12 protein-coding genes, 1 pseudogene and 1 CRISPR repeat array are annotated in these 19,095 nt (G+C 42.2%); of the genes and pseudogenes, 4 read left to right on the forward strand and 9 right to left on the reverse strand.

The genetic code is table 11. The features are described 5' to 3' along the window. Positions 1-330 precede the first annotated feature (330 nt). A CRISPR array of direct repeats spans positions 331-1,069; the repeat unit is 47 nt; unit sequence GTTGTGATTTGCTTTCATTTTAGTATCTTTGAGCCATTAGAAGCAAC. Positions 1,070-1,176: 107 nt separating this feature from the next. The 3 genes and pseudogenes from cas2 to cas9 all read right to left on the reverse strand — a co-directional run bounded on the left by cas2 (position 1,177) and on the right by cas9 (position 7,045). Next, a complete protein-coding gene (cas2, locus tag HMPREF9447_RS23120) occupies positions 1,177-1,509 on the reverse strand; it encodes a CRISPR-associated endonuclease Cas2 (RefSeq protein WP_009132165.1) in 333 nt (110 codons plus the stop codon). Then, entirely contained in the window at positions 1,510-2,439 is a 930-nt protein-coding gene (cas1, locus tag HMPREF9447_RS23125; RefSeq protein WP_009132166.1) for a type II CRISPR-associated endonuclease Cas1, read from the reverse strand. Positions 2,440-2,747: 308 nt separating this feature from the next. Continuing rightward, positions 2,748-7,045, reverse strand: a pseudogene (cas9, locus tag HMPREF9447_RS29350) (type II CRISPR RNA-guided endonuclease Cas9). 575 nt (positions 7,046-7,620) lie between these two features. Here cas9 and HMPREF9447_RS23135 point away from each other — a divergent pair. After that, on the forward strand, positions 7,621-8,238 hold the full coding sequence (locus HMPREF9447_RS23135) for an HU family DNA-binding protein (protein WP_009132169.1): 618 nt from the start codon (positions 7,621-7,623) through the stop codon (positions 8,236-8,238). Beyond that, complete coding sequence (nudC, locus tag HMPREF9447_RS23140) at positions 8,235-9,050, forward strand: NAD(+) diphosphatase (protein WP_009132170.1); 816 nt, start codon at positions 8,235-8,237, stop codon at positions 9,048-9,050. The genes HMPREF9447_RS23135 and nudC overlap by 4 nt, the downstream gene beginning before the upstream one ends. Positions 9,051-9,239: 189 nt before the next feature. Here the strand turns inward: nudC and HMPREF9447_RS23145 are convergent, their stop codons facing one another. The 6 genes from HMPREF9447_RS23145 to HMPREF9447_RS23170 form a co-directional block, all read right to left on the reverse strand. Continuing rightward, positions 9,240-10,673 carry a basic amino acid/polyamine antiporter gene (locus tag HMPREF9447_RS23145; protein WP_009132171.1) on the reverse strand — a complete coding sequence of 478 codons (1,434 nt, stop codon included), beginning with the start codon at positions 10,671-10,673 and terminating at the stop codon, positions 9,240-9,242. A 9-nt stretch (positions 10,674-10,682) separates the two neighbouring features. Then, positions 10,683-10,901: a pyruvoyl-dependent arginine decarboxylase gene (locus tag HMPREF9447_RS23150; protein ID WP_244267662.1), complete on the reverse strand. Its 219-nt coding sequence runs from the start codon at positions 10,899-10,901 to the stop codon at positions 10,683-10,685. A 50-nt stretch (positions 10,902-10,951) separates the two neighbouring features. Then, positions 10,952-11,851 carry a histidine decarboxylase, pyruvoyl type gene (locus HMPREF9447_RS23155; protein ID WP_009132173.1) on the reverse strand — a complete coding sequence of 300 codons (900 nt, stop codon included), beginning with the start codon at positions 11,849-11,851 and terminating at the stop codon, positions 10,952-10,954. 189 nt (positions 11,852-12,040) lie between these two features. Beyond that, entirely contained in the window at positions 12,041-13,783 is a 1,743-nt protein-coding gene (locus tag HMPREF9447_RS23160; protein ID WP_009132174.1) for a phospho-sugar mutase, read from the reverse strand. A gap of 169 nt (positions 13,784-13,952) precedes the next feature. Then, positions 13,953-15,596, reverse strand: a complete 1,644-nt coding sequence (locus HMPREF9447_RS23165) for a C69 family dipeptidase (protein WP_009132175.1) — start codon at positions 15,594-15,596, stop codon at positions 13,953-13,955. Between the two features lie 192 nt (positions 15,597-15,788). After that, on the reverse strand, positions 15,789-17,444 hold the full coding sequence (locus HMPREF9447_RS23170; protein WP_009132176.1) for a M23 family metallopeptidase: 1,656 nt from the start codon (positions 17,442-17,444) through the stop codon (positions 15,789-15,791). A 156-nt stretch (positions 17,445-17,600) separates the two neighbouring features. On the opposite strand from HMPREF9447_RS23170, the gene HMPREF9447_RS28850 reads away from it, so the two are divergent. Continuing rightward, positions 17,601-17,771 carry a hypothetical protein gene (locus HMPREF9447_RS28850; protein ID WP_167549134.1) on the forward strand — a complete coding sequence of 57 codons (171 nt, stop codon included), beginning with the start codon at positions 17,601-17,603 and terminating at the stop codon, positions 17,769-17,771. A gap of 184 nt (positions 17,772-17,955) precedes the next feature. Continuing rightward, a complete protein-coding gene (ald, locus tag HMPREF9447_RS23175) occupies positions 17,956-19,062 on the forward strand; it encodes an alanine dehydrogenase (protein ID WP_009132177.1) in 1,107 nt (368 codons plus the stop codon). Positions 19,063-19,095 lie beyond the last annotated feature (33 nt).

The following is a 19,095-nucleotide window of genomic DNA, read 5'->3' on the forward strand; positions in this document are numbered from 1 at the left end:
TTTCCATGAAAAACGGAAAAAAACGGTTATCTTTACGAGCAAAATATAGGGTTCTTTGCATGGTGAACGGTAAAACCGCAGGTGGTCAAGCGTTATTTTGCCGGATTATCCGGGGCTAAAAAAGGCAACGGATAAGTAGCAAATCTTTCTCTTAACCTTTCATTATCCTGCATTTTAGCGATTTGGAAAGGTATAGAAGAATTTGGCTTAACTCTCCTCAATACCAAACACTTACTTTATTTATCCAAATTTTGCCGTTTTTTTGCGAGTTCTTAGTATCTTTGAGCCATTAGAAGCAACGCTATATGCGAATGAACCTACCGATGGTGTGTTGTGATTTGCTTTCATTTTAGTATCTTTGAGCCATTAGAAGCAACAAAAGACAACAACGAACCGGGTAAAAGTGGGTTGTGATTTGCTTTCATTTTAGTATCTTTGAGCCATTAGAAGCAACAGGTATTTGTAATAGACGATTTGGAGAGCAGTTGTGATTTGCTTTCATTTTAGTATCTTTGAGCCATTAGAAGCAACTTTAAGTGGGGTGTTCCACTGTTCCAACAGTTGTGATTTGCTTTCATTTTAGTATCTTTGAGCCATTAGAAGCAACTCTCAGGAGCGACCAGCATAGCGTCAGCAGGTTGTGATTTGCTTTCATTTTAGTATCTTTGAGCCATTAGAAGCAACTACAGTAAACGGGCGTTCGTAGACGGGTCAGTTGTGATTTGCTTTCATTTTAGTATCTTTGAGCCATTAGAAGCAACAGTGGAAAGACCGCATGTATAACGTCTGTAGTTGTGATTTGCTTTCATTTTAGTATCTTTGAGCCATTAGAAGCAACGTTTTCTGATGGGATGAAGCCCGGTAAAGTGTTGTGATTTGCTTTCATTTTAGTATCTTTGAGCCATTAGAAGCAACTACCGATGAAGTGAAGGCGCAGCTGGAGGCGTTGTGATTTGCTTTCATTTTAGTATCTTTGAGCCATTAGAAGCAACTTGCTGACGTATATTCATGGAAGGAAGTTAGTTGTGATTTGCTTTCATTTTAGTATCTTTGAGCCATTAGAAGCAACTGATTATCAGTTATTAGTTCATATTCAAATAGTTACACCACTATTTAGAATTTAAAAAAGAACTTAGTTTCCAAGAGAAAATCTCGCCAAATAGCGGGATTTTCTTTTCAGAATAACTCCAACTGTTGTCCTGGCGTATTCACATCCATTGTTTTTTTTCCATAGAAAAGTTCAATATTTCCAAATTGTTTGTCTGTAATACACATGATTCCTACATTTCCATGTTCAGGTAGAAACGATTTAACTCTTTTTATATGTACCTCTGCATTCTCACTGCTCGCACAATGACGAACATATATAGAAAATTGAAACATCGTAAATCCATCTTTTTGCAGATTCTTTTTAAAATCTACATATGCCTTCTTATCCTTCTTCGTTTCAGTAGGCAAATCAAATAGTACAAGTACCCACATAATGCGATATTCACTAAATCGGTCCATTTACATCTCTGGATAGAATATTCTACGTAACTCACCACTAAAACACTTATATAGAGAAGCTGTAGTTTGCCCGACAGCTACCATCAATGGACTGCGCTTTCCTGAAATGTTAGTTTCCAATGTAGGAATAGTTAGTAACTGTGCCTTCAATTCTTTTGTCAGTTCAGTATAATTCAATCCTTTCTTAACCATACCATACACCAATCTATCCACGTACGGGCGATATGGTTCCATTATATCATCTGCCAAACAATAAGCATTATAACGATTATGATGATGTATCCCCAAAGTTGGCAACAGTCCACTTATAACCAATCCACGGGCAACAACTGCACGCAAGATGGCATACCCATAATTTAACAGATTATTAGGTGGAATACCTTCTCTATCTCTTGTAAATCCCTCTATCTTAAACAGATTTTTCCAATAGTAGGCGGCAGCACGAGCCTCCAAATTATCCAGGTCTCCACTTTTCACATCAGCAGCCCATACCTTCATGCATTTTATTTCTTCTCCAGCACATTCACTTAATACTACCGCCTGATTTTCTATTTTAGCTCTTATAGTTTGCTGCCATAGCTGTTTCGTCAATGGTAGAGAAGCATCAAGTTGTTGACGAAATCTCTCGTTCTGCGTAGTGTTTCCATACAAAGGAAGCATCAAACCAACTGGCATACTTTTACTGTCACATGTTATGATTGCACAATTATTTTCAAGCAAAGTTTCCAAGACCCCTGAAGTGACAGTTATCTGTTTATTATCCAATACCACTACTCCAATATCTTCTATGGGCTTAGTCACCTCAGATGTTTGTTTAAACCCTTCAGGCAAAGTGTTATTTTTAACAATCTCCGGCAGTTTAATCACTAACTGAGCATTCTTCAAAGATAGATAAACAGGATTTCCGAAATAAAATGTTTTCTTAATCATAGTATGCAGACTTTAAAAATTATTTATTCATTATTTGCGTAAAAAGGCGGTTGCAACGTATTTTTGTCTATCAACATCCAATAAAAATTATCAAGAGAAATATAACCTTCTTGGACTAGTTCTAGATTTTCAATTTCTAGTATGCATTTATACCCTATTACTTGTGCCAGCCACAACTTAAAAAGGCTCTACTTTAGGAAAATGAATAGATTAAACAATACGAAAAAACCTATTTATATTTACTGTTTGAATCTTTCGTCTTTTGCCATCTTCCGTTTTGATCTTGAGAAAGTTTAATACCACTCATATCAATACTCTCCCATAGAAACAATTTGTCCAATATGATTTACCCGAACTTTAATTACACCATTTATGCCATTTTTTCCGCATCTTATCCAAGTAATGAATTTCAATTCATTTGAATTATTTTGTATGCTTGTCTCCAAATGATGCCTGAAAGTATAATCATTCAAACCAATCTTTTGTACCCTAAATAAATTAGGACTTATCAATGCATAATTTTCAGGATTTAGCAAATCTATTTCTTTGGGATTAAATCCCGTTTTTTCATTAGGAAATACAAAATACTCATTCTGCTTCATACTGAAAAGGAACTGCCATCCTTCACTTCGCTTATAATCCTTATCTACAACTGGTTGTCGAAGATTAACTCGCGCTACTGCTTCAAAGAAAGATATCACATCCTCACCAAGTTCATACCTCGGACTACCATTCTCATCAAGTATAACCTGCCCCATTTTGTCCACAACCGGTTTTCTATAAATAGCTACATGGTGATTATTACTGGTATTCACAAAATCTGTAGGAATACCTTTACCTTCTTTATCTAAAATAGGATTACCATCCTTATCTTTTTTATCATGTAAAGCCTGCGCATTACTGATACCTCTAATCGCAACGCGTTTTACGGATATTCCTTTTTCTTTATTCAACCATATCGGATTCTCCTCAATATTAGAAAAAGCTCTTTGAGCATCTCCTCCATATTCTTCAAGCCGTTTTTTCAAAAGTGTACGTATCCTGGCATCCACTACTTTATCTATACTCAATTTGGGATCAATGGGCTTACGTATAGTATATACAGTTTCAAATTCTACGATTTTTACCCTATCCGGAACTTTCTCCATTTTATTTTCATCCAGATAAACAGGATTCTTATCCAGAGAGTTTTTACCGGTAAACGCTTTCTTTGGATCATTATCATAAGCTTCCAAACGTTTTAGTAAAGCATTCCGGTAAGCAGACTTACTTACATTGGCAATCTTACTGGCATCAAAAGAAGCATTTACTTTTTCATCTCTTATGATACACTGCCGATAACTACCGTATATGCTTTCCAAATGCAACTGTCCCCGTGGAGTTTGTTGCAACTTCAGATTTTCACCATTTTTTTTCTTTGTACGATTTATATTGTTAGTAACGACTTTATTCTTTGCCTTGATGGAAACCAGTATATTTTCCAAATGATGCTTCGCTTCCGTACGGAACAGTTCCAATGGTATGGGTGCAAGTGCTTTCCCTTTCTCAAAATATTTATTCTTTATTGCTGTTATGTTGGCATGTTCTTTAGAGCCTGACATCCAAAAAGCATTTTTATTATTAAAATACTGAATAAAAACATCTTTGGTAAAGGCCACTGTCAACGCATCCATAGCATGATGCCGATGGTCGTTCCTTTTACTCCAATCCTTGATTTTTTTTATAATTCTCCCGTCTTTATCCTTAAAAGTTTCAACGAAACCCAATGCTTCGTATTTCGGCAGATTCAGTTCCTTCATGATATCCACTAATTGCCAATCTTTCCGTAATTCATCAGTTATAGAACCAGTAGTAGCTACTACACGACGGGAAATTTCACTCAACATTGACAGAGCTTTCTTAGCAATGTATTGTGTGTTCCGCAAGTCACGATCAATGAAACCATCAGGAATGTCCTGATCTTCCATTTTTAATTTCTTCAGCTTAGTCTTCTTGTCCTTAAATAATGCTTCACAATGATTAAGATATCGTCGTAAACCATCATTGCCATATTTTTCCTTTACAAAATCATAAGCCGTTTTATTACCTTTCTCTATGTTGACAGCTCTATACTCTAATGTTTTATTGGACAAGGAATCATCAAAAAGTCGAGCTTGAGGAATGATATGTTCTATGTCAATCTCTTTACTGAAGACCTTTTCTCTCGGGATGTATTGGTCTGAATACAAAGTTTTATATCCGTTATCCTTCAACTCTTCATAAAGCTTATAACGAATAATATCATTGCGAGTGACATGCATCATGCCAAATTCCGTTTGCAGCAATTGGCGGATAGCCTCATGTTCGCGAGTATTTTGAGCAATAGACTTTGCCAGTTCTTCTCTTTCTTTAGCACCTTTCTTCAGTTCTCGAGCCAATTCTACACGAATCTCATCGGGTTTACCATAAGTATCAATAACTGCATTGACTACATTAACCATCTGATTCAAAATCTTCTCAACAACAGGATTGCGCAAACTATTCTTAGGAAGGATTTCCAACCTATTTTTCAACACCTTATTATCTATTTCTTCTCTGGTTAACGAAGATTTGGAATGTCGATATCCTGCATATTCACAGGCAACATCATATTGATTACCCTCTTTCAAATAAGGTAATATTTTTTTATAGCCTTTGCGCTCAAGCTTCCATAGTCCTCTTGAAACGATACATTTGCAAGCACTGAGGCATATTCTTTTTCCACGCTGCAAAGCCTCATCAATGCCTCAATTAACTTGCCATTTCCGGTGGGGGTATTATCACCTTCAAAAGAATACAACAAGTGCCAAAGTCTGAAATAAGGTTGTTTTTCAAGCTCTTTGTCATCCTTGCTCAAATCAATAGAGAACAATTCCGTATTCCATCCTAAATCAGCAAATATGATTTGAAGCTTCTCAATTATCTCATCAGCTGAGTTTTTAAAATTCACCGACTCATAGCCATATTTCTCAATCATCTTGCTATATGCCGAAAAAAGGGCAAAACCTGTACGATTACCGTCAATCTGCTTAAAATTCAAATCCAATTCCTTTGGGTCTTCAAATAGCAGTTTCAGTACTTCTGCTTTTTTCATGTTTTCTCTGACAAAAAGTTCTTTTGCCAAGAGTTCTTTCTCTTCCTGATACAAATATCGTTTTCCTTCCACCAGCAAAATATCTTCCGTATCACTAAACAATGTTGTTGACTTCCTGTCTTGCTTCCGTTTAGTTCTTCTATCTGCCACATAAACTTCTACGTCGTTCAACGTCTGCCATATTTTGAATTCCTGGAACAATGGATGTGAACGGGGGATCACTTTGCAACCTATAATTTTAGTTTTTCTTTTTCCATCCTTTTCCACTATAATTTCCCGTTGTTCAAACTCACAGGTACTAATCAGTCCTTTTTGACTTTTCAAACGACGTTGATAGAAGATAATGATATCGCGAATTTCTTTTTTTAGTTCAACAGTCAGCTCCTTGTGATACAAGCTCTGTTTCTCCCATATCGTATTAAATTCATCTAAATAGTCTTGTCGATAAAAGACCTTATTGCGCAAACTACCATTAGGATTTTTATCTAATTCAGACATCAGAGACTGACCTACCGTCTGATGATTGAAGAAGAGTTCTTTACTACGATCACTAATGGCACCTAGATAACCACTTGATGCACTAATCTGTCCGTTAATTTCTTGCAAGACAATAGCTATTATTTCAGGATTCAACTGTTCGGAAAGGGCTTGTACGCGCCAACGGTAGTTTTCAAGTTTCTGTTCATACCCTTTGGTAGTCCGTTTGATACCAACAAGTTTATACTCTTTTATCCGTTCTTCCGTTCTTGCTTCTTCGTTATTCCACACAGAATCACCTTCAGTCCAAACAAAATACTTTGATAGAATGGTCCAAGTCTGAGTTCTATTCTTCCCTCTTACTTCTTCCTTTGCAGTATCACAAAAAGATTCGGGATTGAACTGTTTTTGAAAATTCCATATCTTGTCAAACTCATCTTGCAAATCTGAACGATAAAAATCCGGTAGTGTCTTCTTCCCCGCCTCAAGCAACTGCAGACACAATTCCCCAGGATTCAGGTCCTCGTCATAAAGCTTTTTAGCCACGTCCATTCCATCAATTAATACACCATCCTCATCCCCTTTGGCTTTGCGGCTACTCTTATAACCACGTTTTTTATTAATCATTAGTAATACACGTGCAAATTCTTCTAAAGATATCTCTTCTTCCACAGCTTTTGCTCTTAAACGATACGTTTCAAAAGTTGTTTTATTACCTTGTTCCGACATCAATGTCCCAGCTGTAATGAATTCATGTTTTTTCAGCACTTCAACAAGAGCTTCACGACGCTGTTTATAGCGTTGCAAGTTACGGCGCATCCCTCTTTTAAGAGTTCTATCTGCGTTTGTAGTAATACTTTTTCCTTTTTCAAAGTTCTGTGCTTCATCTACAGTTAAAGGATTTACCCGCACACCAAGTTTGATAATAGAGGATTTTTCTTCATCGTTCGCTCCTTCATTAACCAAAGCCCAACCAATACTACTTGAGCCTAAATCTAACCCCAATATTTTTTTCATAACATTTCGTTTTCAAAGTTCTTCTACACAAAAGTATGAAAAATATTCAATAGGAAGAATAAAACAAACTATTTTTATTCAGAATATTTTATTACCAAAGGCCTCTCATATAAAAACACAATAAAATATTTCATAAAGGGTTAGGGTATATCATTTTTATTTCCTATCTTTGTCGAACTAAAATGAAATCAAATCACAATAAGGATTATTCCGTTGTGAAAACATTAGGTTCCCTCGTCCTTTAACGGGGGATTTTTTATGCCTTGCCCCTACTACACTTTCAACACCATGCACAATTATTAATTCTTTTCCTAAAAACCCTCCATCGTTTCACTATTATTTATACCTTTGCATACTAAATTTTTTCCATGCAAAGGATATGATATTTTCATGCAACAGTTGTTGCACGAAACATATACAAATATTGCATGAAAGAGTTACACTTGTTGCACAAATAAATTCATGCGAATGCAATATTAATTCGTCGAAACTAAAGAATTTAATTACTGAAGGAACAAGAATATATTTATGCACCCTAAAAAACTAACATCATTAACCCTTTAACTCAAAATCTTATGAGTGCATATTATGATCTTTACGAAACGCCCAATCCGAAAGGGAAAAAAGAAAAAAAAGCGCTACATGCCCGCATCTATCCCAAAAAGACATACACCACCAAAGAGTTCCTGAAACAAGTAGCTATGCTCCAACACCTTCCGTACGCCCTGTTGGAAGGAGCTCTACAGGGTATTATGGACGAATTGTGCGAATTACTATCGGACGGTAATATCGTAGAATTAGGAGAACTCGGCTTCCTTAGTACATCCCTGAAGTGCCTGCGAGAAGCCACACCGGAGAAAAAGATACGTGCAGAATCAATCGTCTTCAAAAATGTGTGTCTGCGCACTAGCAAGGCGTTCAAAAAGAAAATGAGAACTCAAATGATATTAGAACGTATCCAGTCACCTACCCGCCCTTCAAAGGGAGACATCAATATCGAAAAGAAAAAAGAAGCATTGCTCACATTTCTCGATAAAAATGTCTGCGTCTCACGGAGAGAATACATTAGGCTAACCGGTAGCGGAGAGCGAACTGCCATGAACGAGTTGAATGCATTTATCACTGAAGGTATCCTACGCCGGCGCGGAACAGGCAGAAACGTAGTATACATCAAAAATGAAGAAGGAAAATGAAAGAATTAGATCAAAACCCTACGCAGTGGTTCGTCTTCTTTAAAGACCAACTGCTGCTGAAAAAGGAAAAAACAGAAAAAGGAGAAATTAAATACTGTGTACCTTATGGTGCAGAAGCACCATTGAAAACCGACGCAGGCAGTACAATCCACGAAGTATTTCTGCCTACGGATGAAATGGTACATACATTTGCTATTGAACAGCTCGTTGCAGAAACAGAAGAATGGATTATGGTCAACCTACGGGGGTCTTATGAATACATCACCCTGGAAGAATATAAAGCCGCCGGAAAAGCATACCAGATATTGTATTGGGACCAGCACAGTCGCTTCTGTTCCGTATGCGGTATGCCTACCGAACAGCAAACGCCTATCATGAAAAAATGTCCTTCTTGCGGTTACGAAATGTATCCACCCATCTCTACCGCTATCATCGTACTGATACGCCGAGGAAAAGAAATTCTGTTGGTGCATGCACGCAACTTCCGCGGAACATTCTATGGTCTGGTAGCCGGATTCCTGGAACCCGGGGAAACTCTAGAACAATGTGTACAACGGGAAGTAATGGAAGAAACGGGATTAAAAGTGAAAAACATCACTTATTTCGGAAATCAGCCCTGGCCCTATCCCAGCGGATTGATGGTAGGTTTCATTGCCGATTACGAAGACGGAGAAATCAAACTGCAGAAAGACGAACTTAGCGCCGGTGCTTTCTACTCCAAAGAGAACCTTCCGGAAATTCCACGTAAACTAAGTATCGCACGGAAAATGATAGACTGGTGGCTAAATCAAAAAGAAGAATTAAAAAGTTAAAAGGAAGAGATAAATGAAATAAGAACAGATTGCGGAGGACACGCACTCAACAAACGAACAACTACGAATGAAACGACTCTCATTCACATCAACCAATCACGTGCAACCGCAATCTGCATTTTATCTCTATCAGCAACTGCCTCCCGGCAGCCGACAACTTTTAATTCTTAATTCTTCTATTTCAAATTATCAGAGTCCCACCTTTCCCTCAATCAACAGTATCACCGCTATCACGGAACAAGCTGCAATAGCCAGTGCCAGCCAACGTTCGGCAGGAGAAAAAATCAGTTCGCCCTGCGCCCGGTTCTGTTTGCGTGCCACTACATAGAAGTAGATACCAACCAAATAGAAGATGGACGTCACGAGCAAGAGTAATAATCCGCCTGCATAGAGCAACCAAAGGCAGAACAGGGAAGACACAATACCGATAAAGCGGTATTGACCAATCTTCTTCGGATCTGTTGTGTTCAGTTCCCCTTTCATAAAGCTGGCTTTCACCAGATAGATTCCGCAGAACAGATAAGCGGGAAGGATCATGACACCGGTAATATCAATAGCTGCATCGTAAACCGACTTCGCCATAGCAACCATCACCATAAATACCTGCATGATGATACTGGATATCAACAAGGCATAAATAGGTGTCGACTTCTTATTCTCACGCAGGAATGACTTCGGCAATATCTTCACCTGAGCAGCCGTATAGGGCACTTGCGCACACATCAGCGTCCAGGCAATCCAACCACCGATAACGGAAACGATGACACTGAGCACAACAAAAGTATAAGCCCACTCACCCACCGCATGTTTCAGCACATAAGCCACGGACGGGTCATCCAACTTCGCCAGTTCAGGCTGGTGCATGATACCGTAGGATAAAACGCTGATTAACGCATAAAGCACCAACGCCAGCAGGAACCCGATCACACCTGCTTTACCCACATCTTTGCTGTTGCGGGCATGGGCAGACATCACCACAGCACCTTCCACACCTATGAAACACCAGAGGGTGACAAGCATGGTACTCTTTACCTGTGCCCCTATGGAACCCAGATCAGGTGTATGTCCCCAGAAGTCAATGCTCAGCGCGCCTATTTTAAAGAAAATAAAGAGGATAATGACAATTAATATCAACGCCGCGAACTTCACGATAGTGACTATTGTATTCAGAGCAGCGGCAGCTTTCACACCTCTTGCCACAATGAAATACATGGCCCAAATGAAGAACGATCCAAACACCACCGTCTGCCAGCCATGATGAAGCAGCACAGGGAGGAACTCACCGAACGAGTCATTGAGCATCACGGCAAACGCCACGTTACCCATAGCTGCACACAGCCAGTATCCCCAGGCAATGTTAAATCCCACATAATTGCCAAAACCCTCTTTTGCGTACTGATAGATACCTGCATTGAGATCAGGACGGGCATCGGCCAACACCTTGAAGTTGAGCACAAGGAACAATACTCCCACCCCCGAAATAACCCAGGAGATAAGAGTGGCCCCTAACCCCGCTCCTTGTGCCATGTTTTGCGAGATATTGAAAATACCTCCACCAATCATGGAACCAAAGACGATGGCAACGAGTCCGCCCAATCCTAATTTCTTTGAAGTATCCGCCATATCACTTATTTAGCTAATGGTGCGATTCATCTCCGGGGTGATGGTCACCAAGTTGCCACGTATTTCAAGCGGCATAACAGAGGTGTAAGGAATAAGATTGAAATTTTCAATTCCGGCTTCGTGCAAGGCGAGGTTATAGGTTTCATAAGGCTGAGGTGGGATACCGTCGTTAAAGGCGCCTGTACCACCAATTACAAATCCGAAAATGGGATAACGTGTCCCTTTCATTTCATCCATGATAAAAATATTTATATAGTTAAAGTTTAGGTTAGGTCTTATTATTCAATCATTGTCAGGTGCTCCAGTCCCAGTTTCTTTTCCCACTCGTCGATAGGCATACCTTTCAGGTCGGCAGCTTTCATCCCGGCAGGAATAGCATTCTGAGCCAGATAAATGTACGGGGCGCAAGTCAACGCGCAACCCACTTGGTTCGGTTCTACGAAAGTGTACTTGTAGCCTACATAAATGCGGTCGTACTCTACCGACTGGTCTTGTCCGCACAGCACAATGCTGTTGGTTACTTTACGGAGTGAGCCTTCCAGAAAACCTATGATTTCTGCTTCGGTGGAGTTGTCATCGCCATACGTGTTGGCATCCTCGATGAAAAGGCAAGAGCCGTCACTACGATTTTTCAGGATAGCAATGCCAATGGCCGACCATACCCACAGTGGACCGCGGGCTGCCACATCCTTGTTGGCGCAGATGACATGTGCACCCGGCATCGGCGGGAAACGTCGTTGCCCCTCACGTCCGAAGAGGCGTTCGCTTGCTTCCAGCAATGGGCGGGCATTATATACGGGAATAGCGGGTTTTCCATCCGGTTGTTCCTGCATGTACATGGGTTTCTCCTTACCTGTAGCAATATCTTCATGTACAGCGAGATCGTATCCCCATACAGCACCGTTCTGGCCGCAGAAAGAAGATACGGTCAGCATGTTGATTTGTCCGATATAGGCGTCATTCTTTTCGCAACGGTCATACGAAACAATGTTTTCGGTAACTGCGTCAAGGTCTTTTACATCGACTGTGCCCACTGAGAGTTTCATGGTAGAGATATATCCCTGACCATTCGGAGCACCGGGGTTCATGTAACCCATGCAGAATTCTTTACTTGGCCCTACAGCCTGTTCAATCACTTTAGCGGCATCATACTTAATGTCGGCAACAAGATCTTTCATAACTATTTTAGTTTAGGTTTAGATGTTGCATATAGAACGGCATTTAACAGAGAATGATTAGAGGATTGACTTAAAGAAGGTAAAAGAACCTTAATCCGAAAAGAATGCACACACTACCCGGTAAAAAACAGAAAAGGTGTAACCCTTCGCAGGATTACACCTTTCCTTCTGCCTTACAGCAAATTATCCTTAGATACCGAGTGACTTACGAACAGCCACCACCTTTTCTTCTGCTTCTGCATCTGCACTGCCGTAGCATTTCGGACAACCCATTTCGCCCTTCACCTCGATATAGAACTTAATCTTCGGTTCGGTTCCCGACGGACGAACAGAAATCTTTGTGCCGTCTTCCGTGAAGTATTGAAGCACATTGGAAGCTTCCGGCATATCCAGGTCTTTCACATTTCCCTGGGCATCGATAGTTTTCAATGTCTTATAGTCCTTAATCAGCTTAACGGGTGAACCTCCGATTTCCTTCGGCGGATTAGCACGGAAATTATCCATCATAGCCTTGATTTCGTCCGCACCACTCTTACCTGGTTTCACTACGTTCACAGTAGTTTCCTTAGAGAAACCATATTCTACGTAGATGTCCATCAGCACGTCATACAGCGTCTTGCCCTGATCTTTTGCCCAGGCACATATTTCAGCCAACAGTGAACAGGCAGAAACAGCATCTTTGTCACGAACAAAGTCTTCTGCCAGGAAGCCGTAGCTTTCTTCACCGCCACCGATGTATTGTTGTTTGCCTTCGCTCAAACGAATTTCGCGTGCAATCCACTTGAAACCGGTGTAGCAATCGCGCATCTCAATCTTATTCTTGTCGGCTACGGCTTTAATCAGTTCAGTAGTCACAATGGTCTTTACGATGAAGTCATTAGGCTGCATCTTACCCATTGCAATACGGTTCTTGATGATATAATACAAGAAAATCAAACAAGTCTGGTTACCGTTGATAAGCACCCACTCGCCCTTATCATCCTTGCAAGCCATGCCCACGCGGTCGGCATCCGGGTCGCTTGCCATCACAATGTCAGCATCGATCTTCTTTGCCAATGCAATAGCCATAGAGAGCGCTTCCGCATTTTCAGGATTCGGAGATACCACTGTCGGGAAATTGCCATCCTTCACCATCTGTTCGGGCACGCAATTGATGTTTTCAAATCCCCATTCCTTCAATGAAGCAGGAATCAATACGCGGCCTGCACCGTGCAAAGGAGTGTAGACAATGCTAAGATCCTTCTGACGCTTAATCACTTCCGGATCAATAGAGATAGAATGAACCTTATCCAGATAAATCTTATCGATGTCTTCACCGATAATCTGAATCAAATCTTTATTGCCATTGAATTTAATATCATCAACAGTCACCTTGTTTACTTCGTCGATGATAGCGGTATCGTGTGGAGCAAGCACCTGGGCACCGTCATCCCAATAAGCCTTGTAACCATTATATTCTCTCGGATTGTGGCTGGCAGTGATATTGATACCGCTCTGGCAACCGAAGTGACGGATAGCAAATGAAACTTCCGGTGTAGGACGCAAATCATCGAAAAGATACACCTTGATGCCGTTTGCAGAGAAGATATCGGCAGAGATTTGAGCGAACTTATCGCTATTGTTGCGGCAGTCGTAACCCACCACTACAGAAATCTGTTCTTTATCTTTGAAGCATTGGTTCAAGTAGTTGGAAAGCCCCTGTGTTGCAGCACCTACGGTATAGATATTCATACGATTGGTTCCTGCACCCATAATGCCGCGCAAGCCACCCGTACCGAATTCCAAATCCTTATAGAAACAATCTATCAGTTCAGTTTTATCTTCGTTTTCCAACATGCGTTTTACTTCAGCCTGAGTTTCGGCATCATAAGCCGGGGTGAGCCACTTCTGGGCTTTCTCAGTTACCTGCTTGATAAGTTCCTGATTTTCCATACAATTATTGTTATTTTAGAGGTTAAAATATATCTGTTGTTTGTAAGACACAAATGTAGGCGAATAAGTTCAATTATCCTACTTTTTCATTAAAGATTTACACTGCTTTGTACAGATTTCACAGGCTTTTTATTGTTCCTGTAAAATCTGCAAAGCCTGCAACAGGGTATTATTCCGGCATTTTATAGCGGTCGCCGGTTTGCTTCACATATTCTTCCAGAAACTCTTTCGGGTATCCGGGACGAATCACACCTGCCGGTTGGCCGATAGCATTACGCTCGAACTTACCATCTTTCATACGCTTCACTACGCCATCGTTATATTTCACGATAAGGAACTCACCCAGACGTTTCCAGGTGTCGAGAGTACTTTGTGCTGTCATGTTCGTATAGTTGGTCAGGAATGCTTTTGCCTGTGCCGGGTCTTTAGAGTAGAGCTTGGATGCAGCAGATTCAATGCCTTCCTGCGCATCGTTGAAAGTAGTTTCCAGTTCGGTTTGAGTGGCACGTACATCATCAATCAGCAAGTCGTAACGAGGATAAACCATGTTTGCCACCCAGTTGAAAATCCAGAAAGAAGAATTCCAGGAGAAGGTGATATAATCAGCACCATCTACGCGAGAGTAACATACAGGCACTTTATCCGTGCAGCAATATACAGGAGTGAAAACCGTCATGTTGGCATCATCCGTACCGAACCACAACACACCACCGATGGCATCGGGCATAGTAGAGCGCATCTGAGATACAAACACGAAACCGGATTGCTGGGTAGAGATGGGGCGCTCATTGAAGTATTCCTGGCCGTTCACCTTGAAAGAAAGCGGAGAAAGACGGTAAGGAGTATGATAAGGACCGGCACCGAAATCTTTGCTGATGTCCAGCGGAGTACCTTCGTAATGGTCGCGCATGGCATTCTTCACGTCTTGCACAGAGATTTTGCGGTTGGCTTTCAGATAAAGTGGCATGGGTTGGTCGGTTTTACCTTCTATATAAGGAAGGAACTCTTCACCACGGTCGGTAAACATATTGAAGTAACTCCATACACGGGCTTCGCAATAACGGCGTGCACCGAAATCCAGAGGGGCATAGGCGTCTGCAAAACTAAAGTCCTTGTTCACTCCGTTGAAGTAACCTTTTTCACGGGCGAAAGAGACAACATCGGAAGAGTACATGCAGTTGTTTTTATCGTTCATGTCGAACTGATGGATACGTGATTGGTTGGCATGTGCCGAGATGCAATCATCGGGGATGCGTACAGCCACCCATACGGCACCACGCACACCGGGGCCCTTGCCAATCATCTCCATAATCCAGATTTCATTCGGATCGGCGATAGTGAAAGACTCGCCACTGCTATAATAGCCATATTCCTGCACAAGGTCAGTCATCACCTTGATGGCCTCGCGAGCGGTACGGGCACGTTGCAAACCGAGATAAATCAGACTTCCGTAGTCGATAATGCCGGTCGTGTCTACCAGTTCGGGACGTCCGCCGAAAGTGGTTTCTGCGATGGTAAGCTGGAATTCGTTGATATTGCCAATGACGTTATACGTCTGGCGTGCCTGCTCAATCCGTCCCAGATATTTGCCGGTGTCCCACTCATGCACATCCATTAATGTACCTTTCTTATGCATTCCCGCAGGATAATGATATAACTCGCCAAACAACCCGTAAGAGTCGGCAGAATAAGAAACAATTGTAGAACCGTCTGTGGAGGCATTTTTACCAACAATGAGGTTGGTACAAGCCAGTGCATTCACCACTGCAACCGCCACAAATAAAACGGAAAGAGTCAGTCTTTTACTTTTCATACTTCTATTATTTTAATTATTGATTCGTGTATCGTATCTATTATCTCCATAGCAAGTCTGTATGATCTCCGTATCCGGTCCGTACCATCTCCGTGTCAGGTCCGTATGATCTCCGTACCTATAAGATACGGAGATGGTACGGAATTGGTACGGAGCAGACACGGAGATGGCACGGAGATAGCACAGACTTGTTTACCAGACAAACGTAAACTGTTCTGTTGTCCGGTTGCCACAACCATCCGTCACAGTGATTTCCACCACGTGCTTGCCCCGTTCCACTCGTTTAGGGTCAATCTCATACACCAGGTTTCCGCTGATGGAGTTAGGTTTGCCAAACAAGGCATACTCCCCATCGATGGTGCCGCGATAGCTGCTTATGCCGGTTTCTTCATCCTTCGCTTTAAACACAATGCGCCCCGTACTTCCCCACTGTTTCGGGTTCAATGGAGTGATTTCGGGCGGCACGGTATCTATGGCAACAGTATAGGTACCTAATTCCCGGATAGTGGTTTTCATGAAGCCATCCTCGTACTTACCACCTATGCCATATTTTTTTCCACGGGAATTCACACTTGCCACATAGTACTTCGACATATCTTCCAATGGTTTGCGCCTCAACCCGATACGCAACTCACAACGGCCATGCAAAGGAATACGTGTATCATTCAACTGATAAGTAAACGCGATGTCTCCACTATCCGCCCGCACAGCATAATTCAGATATGCATCATCATACAATATTCCGCGAGGAATCACCAGAGACAGACCGGGTTCCTGCAGATAGTTCACCTTGTTCCATCGGAAAGTATACTTCTCACGATGTTCCACGGGAGCTATCGTCGTCCGCTTTCCATGCACGGTGAAACGCACTCTCGAGGTATTCCCCAGCGCATCCTTCAGCGTATAGACAAAGCGGTACGGACGCTCTTCATTAATATCTATCAGTCCCCGGTTATCATTTGAAGCATGTAGCATCCTCAGCGTATTTCCCGGTTCGATGAACGATTTCATATATTGCCCGTAGGTCCATGAATTTATCATGCGGTTTTCATTCTCCGAGAAACGGTCCACCACACTGCGGAACACTTCCACGCTATCCACTTCCAGAATAACCGTATGCACACCGTAACGGTTATGCACCCCGTCCATATAGTCGTAAGCACGGATACCTGCTCCTATCACTCCCCATGCAGTGATGGGTTGTTTGGGGTTGAGCGGAAATGACTGTCGTTTCTGAGTTCTGTCCACCACTCCCTTGCCGGGTTGCGGGAAAAGCATGATGCTTTCGGCACGGGGGGCAGTCGTATCCTTTACTTTCTTCTTGAAGAATGGCAGAGGGTCGATATAATCATCCGTATCCGCCTCGAACACATCAAGATGCAGGTGCGGACCGAAAGAATATCCGGTATTGCCACTCAAAGCGATTATTTGCCCTGCACGTACAGGATACTCGCCCGGTTCGGGTGTAATCTCTATTTCCCATGTCTCCTTTTCGTACTGCAAATCTTCCACCCGGCGGGCTACGTCGCCCACAAAGGCACTGAGGTGACGGTTGATTGTATTGTATCCATTATTATATGCCACATCGAGCACATAGCCCGAACCATGAGTGACACGGATGCGCGAAATGTATCCGTCGGCCAGCGCCCGCACGGGTTTACCGATGGTGCCGCCCGTCTTGAAGTCGAGTCCGCCATGGAAATGGTTGGCGCGTATCTCACCGAAATTACCGGAGAAGGTAATAGGAAAATCGAAAGGAGGAGTAAACGTAACCTCCTGTGCACGTGCAACTCCGCCAAACATCAATAATAAAGATAAGTAAATCGCAGGTTTGGTATATCTATTCATAGGTGTAATCTCATTTTTAAATGCAGGCAAAGATAAAAAATATCCCCATCTCTGCCACAATAAATACCATATTTGTACACAAAGATATTTGCAGAATCCGCCTTATTCCATATCTTTGCAACACAACTAATCAAAATTATCTATTACTGACAAACTATGAATGATACAGTTTTCCTCTGCGCATGCCTCACTTTAGCGGTACTTATCGTTATAGGTCTCATCGTTATGATTGTCACCATTCGCCGCTTGCGCAAGACACAAAAAGAGGTGCAAAAACACGAAAAGACGGAAGTGCTGGAAAAGAAATATGACTGGTACAGGCATTAATCATTTCAGATTCAAACAATAACCATCCTCTGGAAGGGATATTGAAAGCATGCAGACACTTGACGTTTTCAGATTAAAACTTGCATAAAAATACTGTTGTAAAACACCTTGCCCGCGTGAACATCGAAACTGATAATTCGTTACCTTGCGACATGTTTAACCCCCAATTAAAATTGTAAAGGTTATGATTATCGGAGTACCTAAAGAAATCAAGAACAACGAAAACCGTGTAGGTATGACCCCTGCCGGAGTAGCCGAGTTGGTGAAACAAGGTCATACAGTGTATGTACAAGCATCAGCAGGTGCAAACAGCGGTTTCGCAGATGAGGAGTACACAGCAGTGGGTGCGAAAATGCTGCCGACCATCGAAGCGACCTATGCCGCGGCGGAAATGATTGTGAAGGTGAAAGAACCTATCGCCCCCGAGTACAAACTGATTAAAAAGGGTCAGGTGGTATTTACCTACTTCCACTTTGCTGCCGATAAAATCTTGACCGAAGCCATGATAGAAAGCGGCGGTATCTGTATTGCTTACGAAACCGTTGAGAAAGAAGACCGCTCCCTGCCATTGCTCACCCCTATGAGCGAAGTAGCGGGACGCATGGCTACCCAAGTGGGTGCCCGCTTCCTCGAAAAGCCACAAGGCGGAAAAGGAAAGTTGATGGGTGGTGTGACGGGTGTGCGCCCCGCACGTGTGCTTGTTCTTGGTGGTGGCATCGTAGGAACCAACGCCGCACAAATAGCCGCCGGAATGGGTGCCGAAGTCCTGATTACGGATATCAACCTCTCCCGCCTGCGCTATCTTAGCGAGGTGATGCCGAAGAACGTAAAAACCCTCTATTCTTCTACGCATAATATCAAGATGGAATTACCCAACATAGACCTCGTGATAGGTTCCGTCCTCATTCCGGGCGACAAGGCCCCGCATCTTATCACCAAAGAAATGCTCAAAATGATGAAGCCGGGAACAGTGCTTGTAGATGTTGCCATCGACCAGGGTGGCTGCTTTGAAACTTCCCACCCGACTACGCACAGCGAACCGACGTATGTAGTGGATGGCATTGTACATTATGCAGTTGCCAATATCCCGGGAGCTGTACCGTTCACTTCTACCATGGCACTGACAAACGCAACACTACCCTACACCGTGGCGCTGGCAAACAAAGGCTGGCGGAAAGCATGCAAAGATGATCCTGCGCTGGCATTAGGGCTGAATGTGGTAGAAGGACAGGTGACGTATAAAGCGGTGGCTGATGTGTTCGGATTGAAGTATGAGCCGATAGAATTGTAGCAGTTGCCTCTGAAATATGTAAAAGGGAGTTCC

Source organism: Bacteroides oleiciplenus YIT 12058 (genome assembly GCF_000315485.1).
Classification (GTDB): Bacteria; Bacteroidota; Bacteroidia; order Bacteroidales; family Bacteroidaceae; genus Bacteroides; species Bacteroides oleiciplenus.

Excerpts from the sequence above, each read along its gene's own strand:
- cas2 (WP_009132165.1), bottom strand. The coding sequence starts at position 1,509 with ATGGACCGATTTAGTGAATATCGCATTATGTGGGTACTTGTACTATTT.
- cas1 (WP_009132166.1), bottom strand. The coding sequence starts at position 2,439 with ATGATTAAGAAAACATTTTATTTCGGAAATCCTGTTTATCTATCTTTG.
- HMPREF9447_RS23135 (WP_009132169.1), top strand. The coding sequence starts at position 7,621 with ATGAGTGCATATTATGATCTTTACGAAACGCCCAATCCGAAAGGGAAA.
- nudC (WP_009132170.1), top strand. The coding sequence starts at position 8,235 with ATGAAAGAATTAGATCAAAACCCTACGCAGTGGTTCGTCTTCTTTAAA.
- HMPREF9447_RS23145 (WP_009132171.1), bottom strand. The coding sequence starts at position 10,673 with ATGGCGGATACTTCAAAGAAATTAGGATTGGGCGGACTCGTTGCCATC.
- HMPREF9447_RS23150 (WP_244267662.1), bottom strand. The coding sequence starts at position 10,901 with ATGAAAGGGACACGTTATCCCATTTTCGGATTTGTAATTGGTGGTACA.
- HMPREF9447_RS23155 (WP_009132173.1), bottom strand. The coding sequence starts at position 11,851 with ATGAAAGATCTTGTTGCCGACATTAAGTATGATGCCGCTAAAGTGATT.
- HMPREF9447_RS23160 (WP_009132174.1), bottom strand. The coding sequence starts at position 13,783 with ATGGAAAATCAGGAACTTATCAAGCAGGTAACTGAGAAAGCCCAGAAG.
- HMPREF9447_RS23165 (WP_009132175.1), bottom strand. The coding sequence starts at position 15,596 with ATGAAAAGTAAAAGACTGACTCTTTCCGTTTTATTTGTGGCGGTTGCA.
- HMPREF9447_RS23170 (WP_009132176.1), bottom strand. The coding sequence starts at position 17,444 with ATGAATAGATATACCAAACCTGCGATTTACTTATCTTTATTATTGATG.
- HMPREF9447_RS28850 (WP_167549134.1), top strand. The coding sequence starts at position 17,601 with ATGAATGATACAGTTTTCCTCTGCGCATGCCTCACTTTAGCGGTACTT.
- ald (WP_009132177.1), top strand. The coding sequence starts at position 17,956 with ATGATTATCGGAGTACCTAAAGAAATCAAGAACAACGAAAACCGTGTA.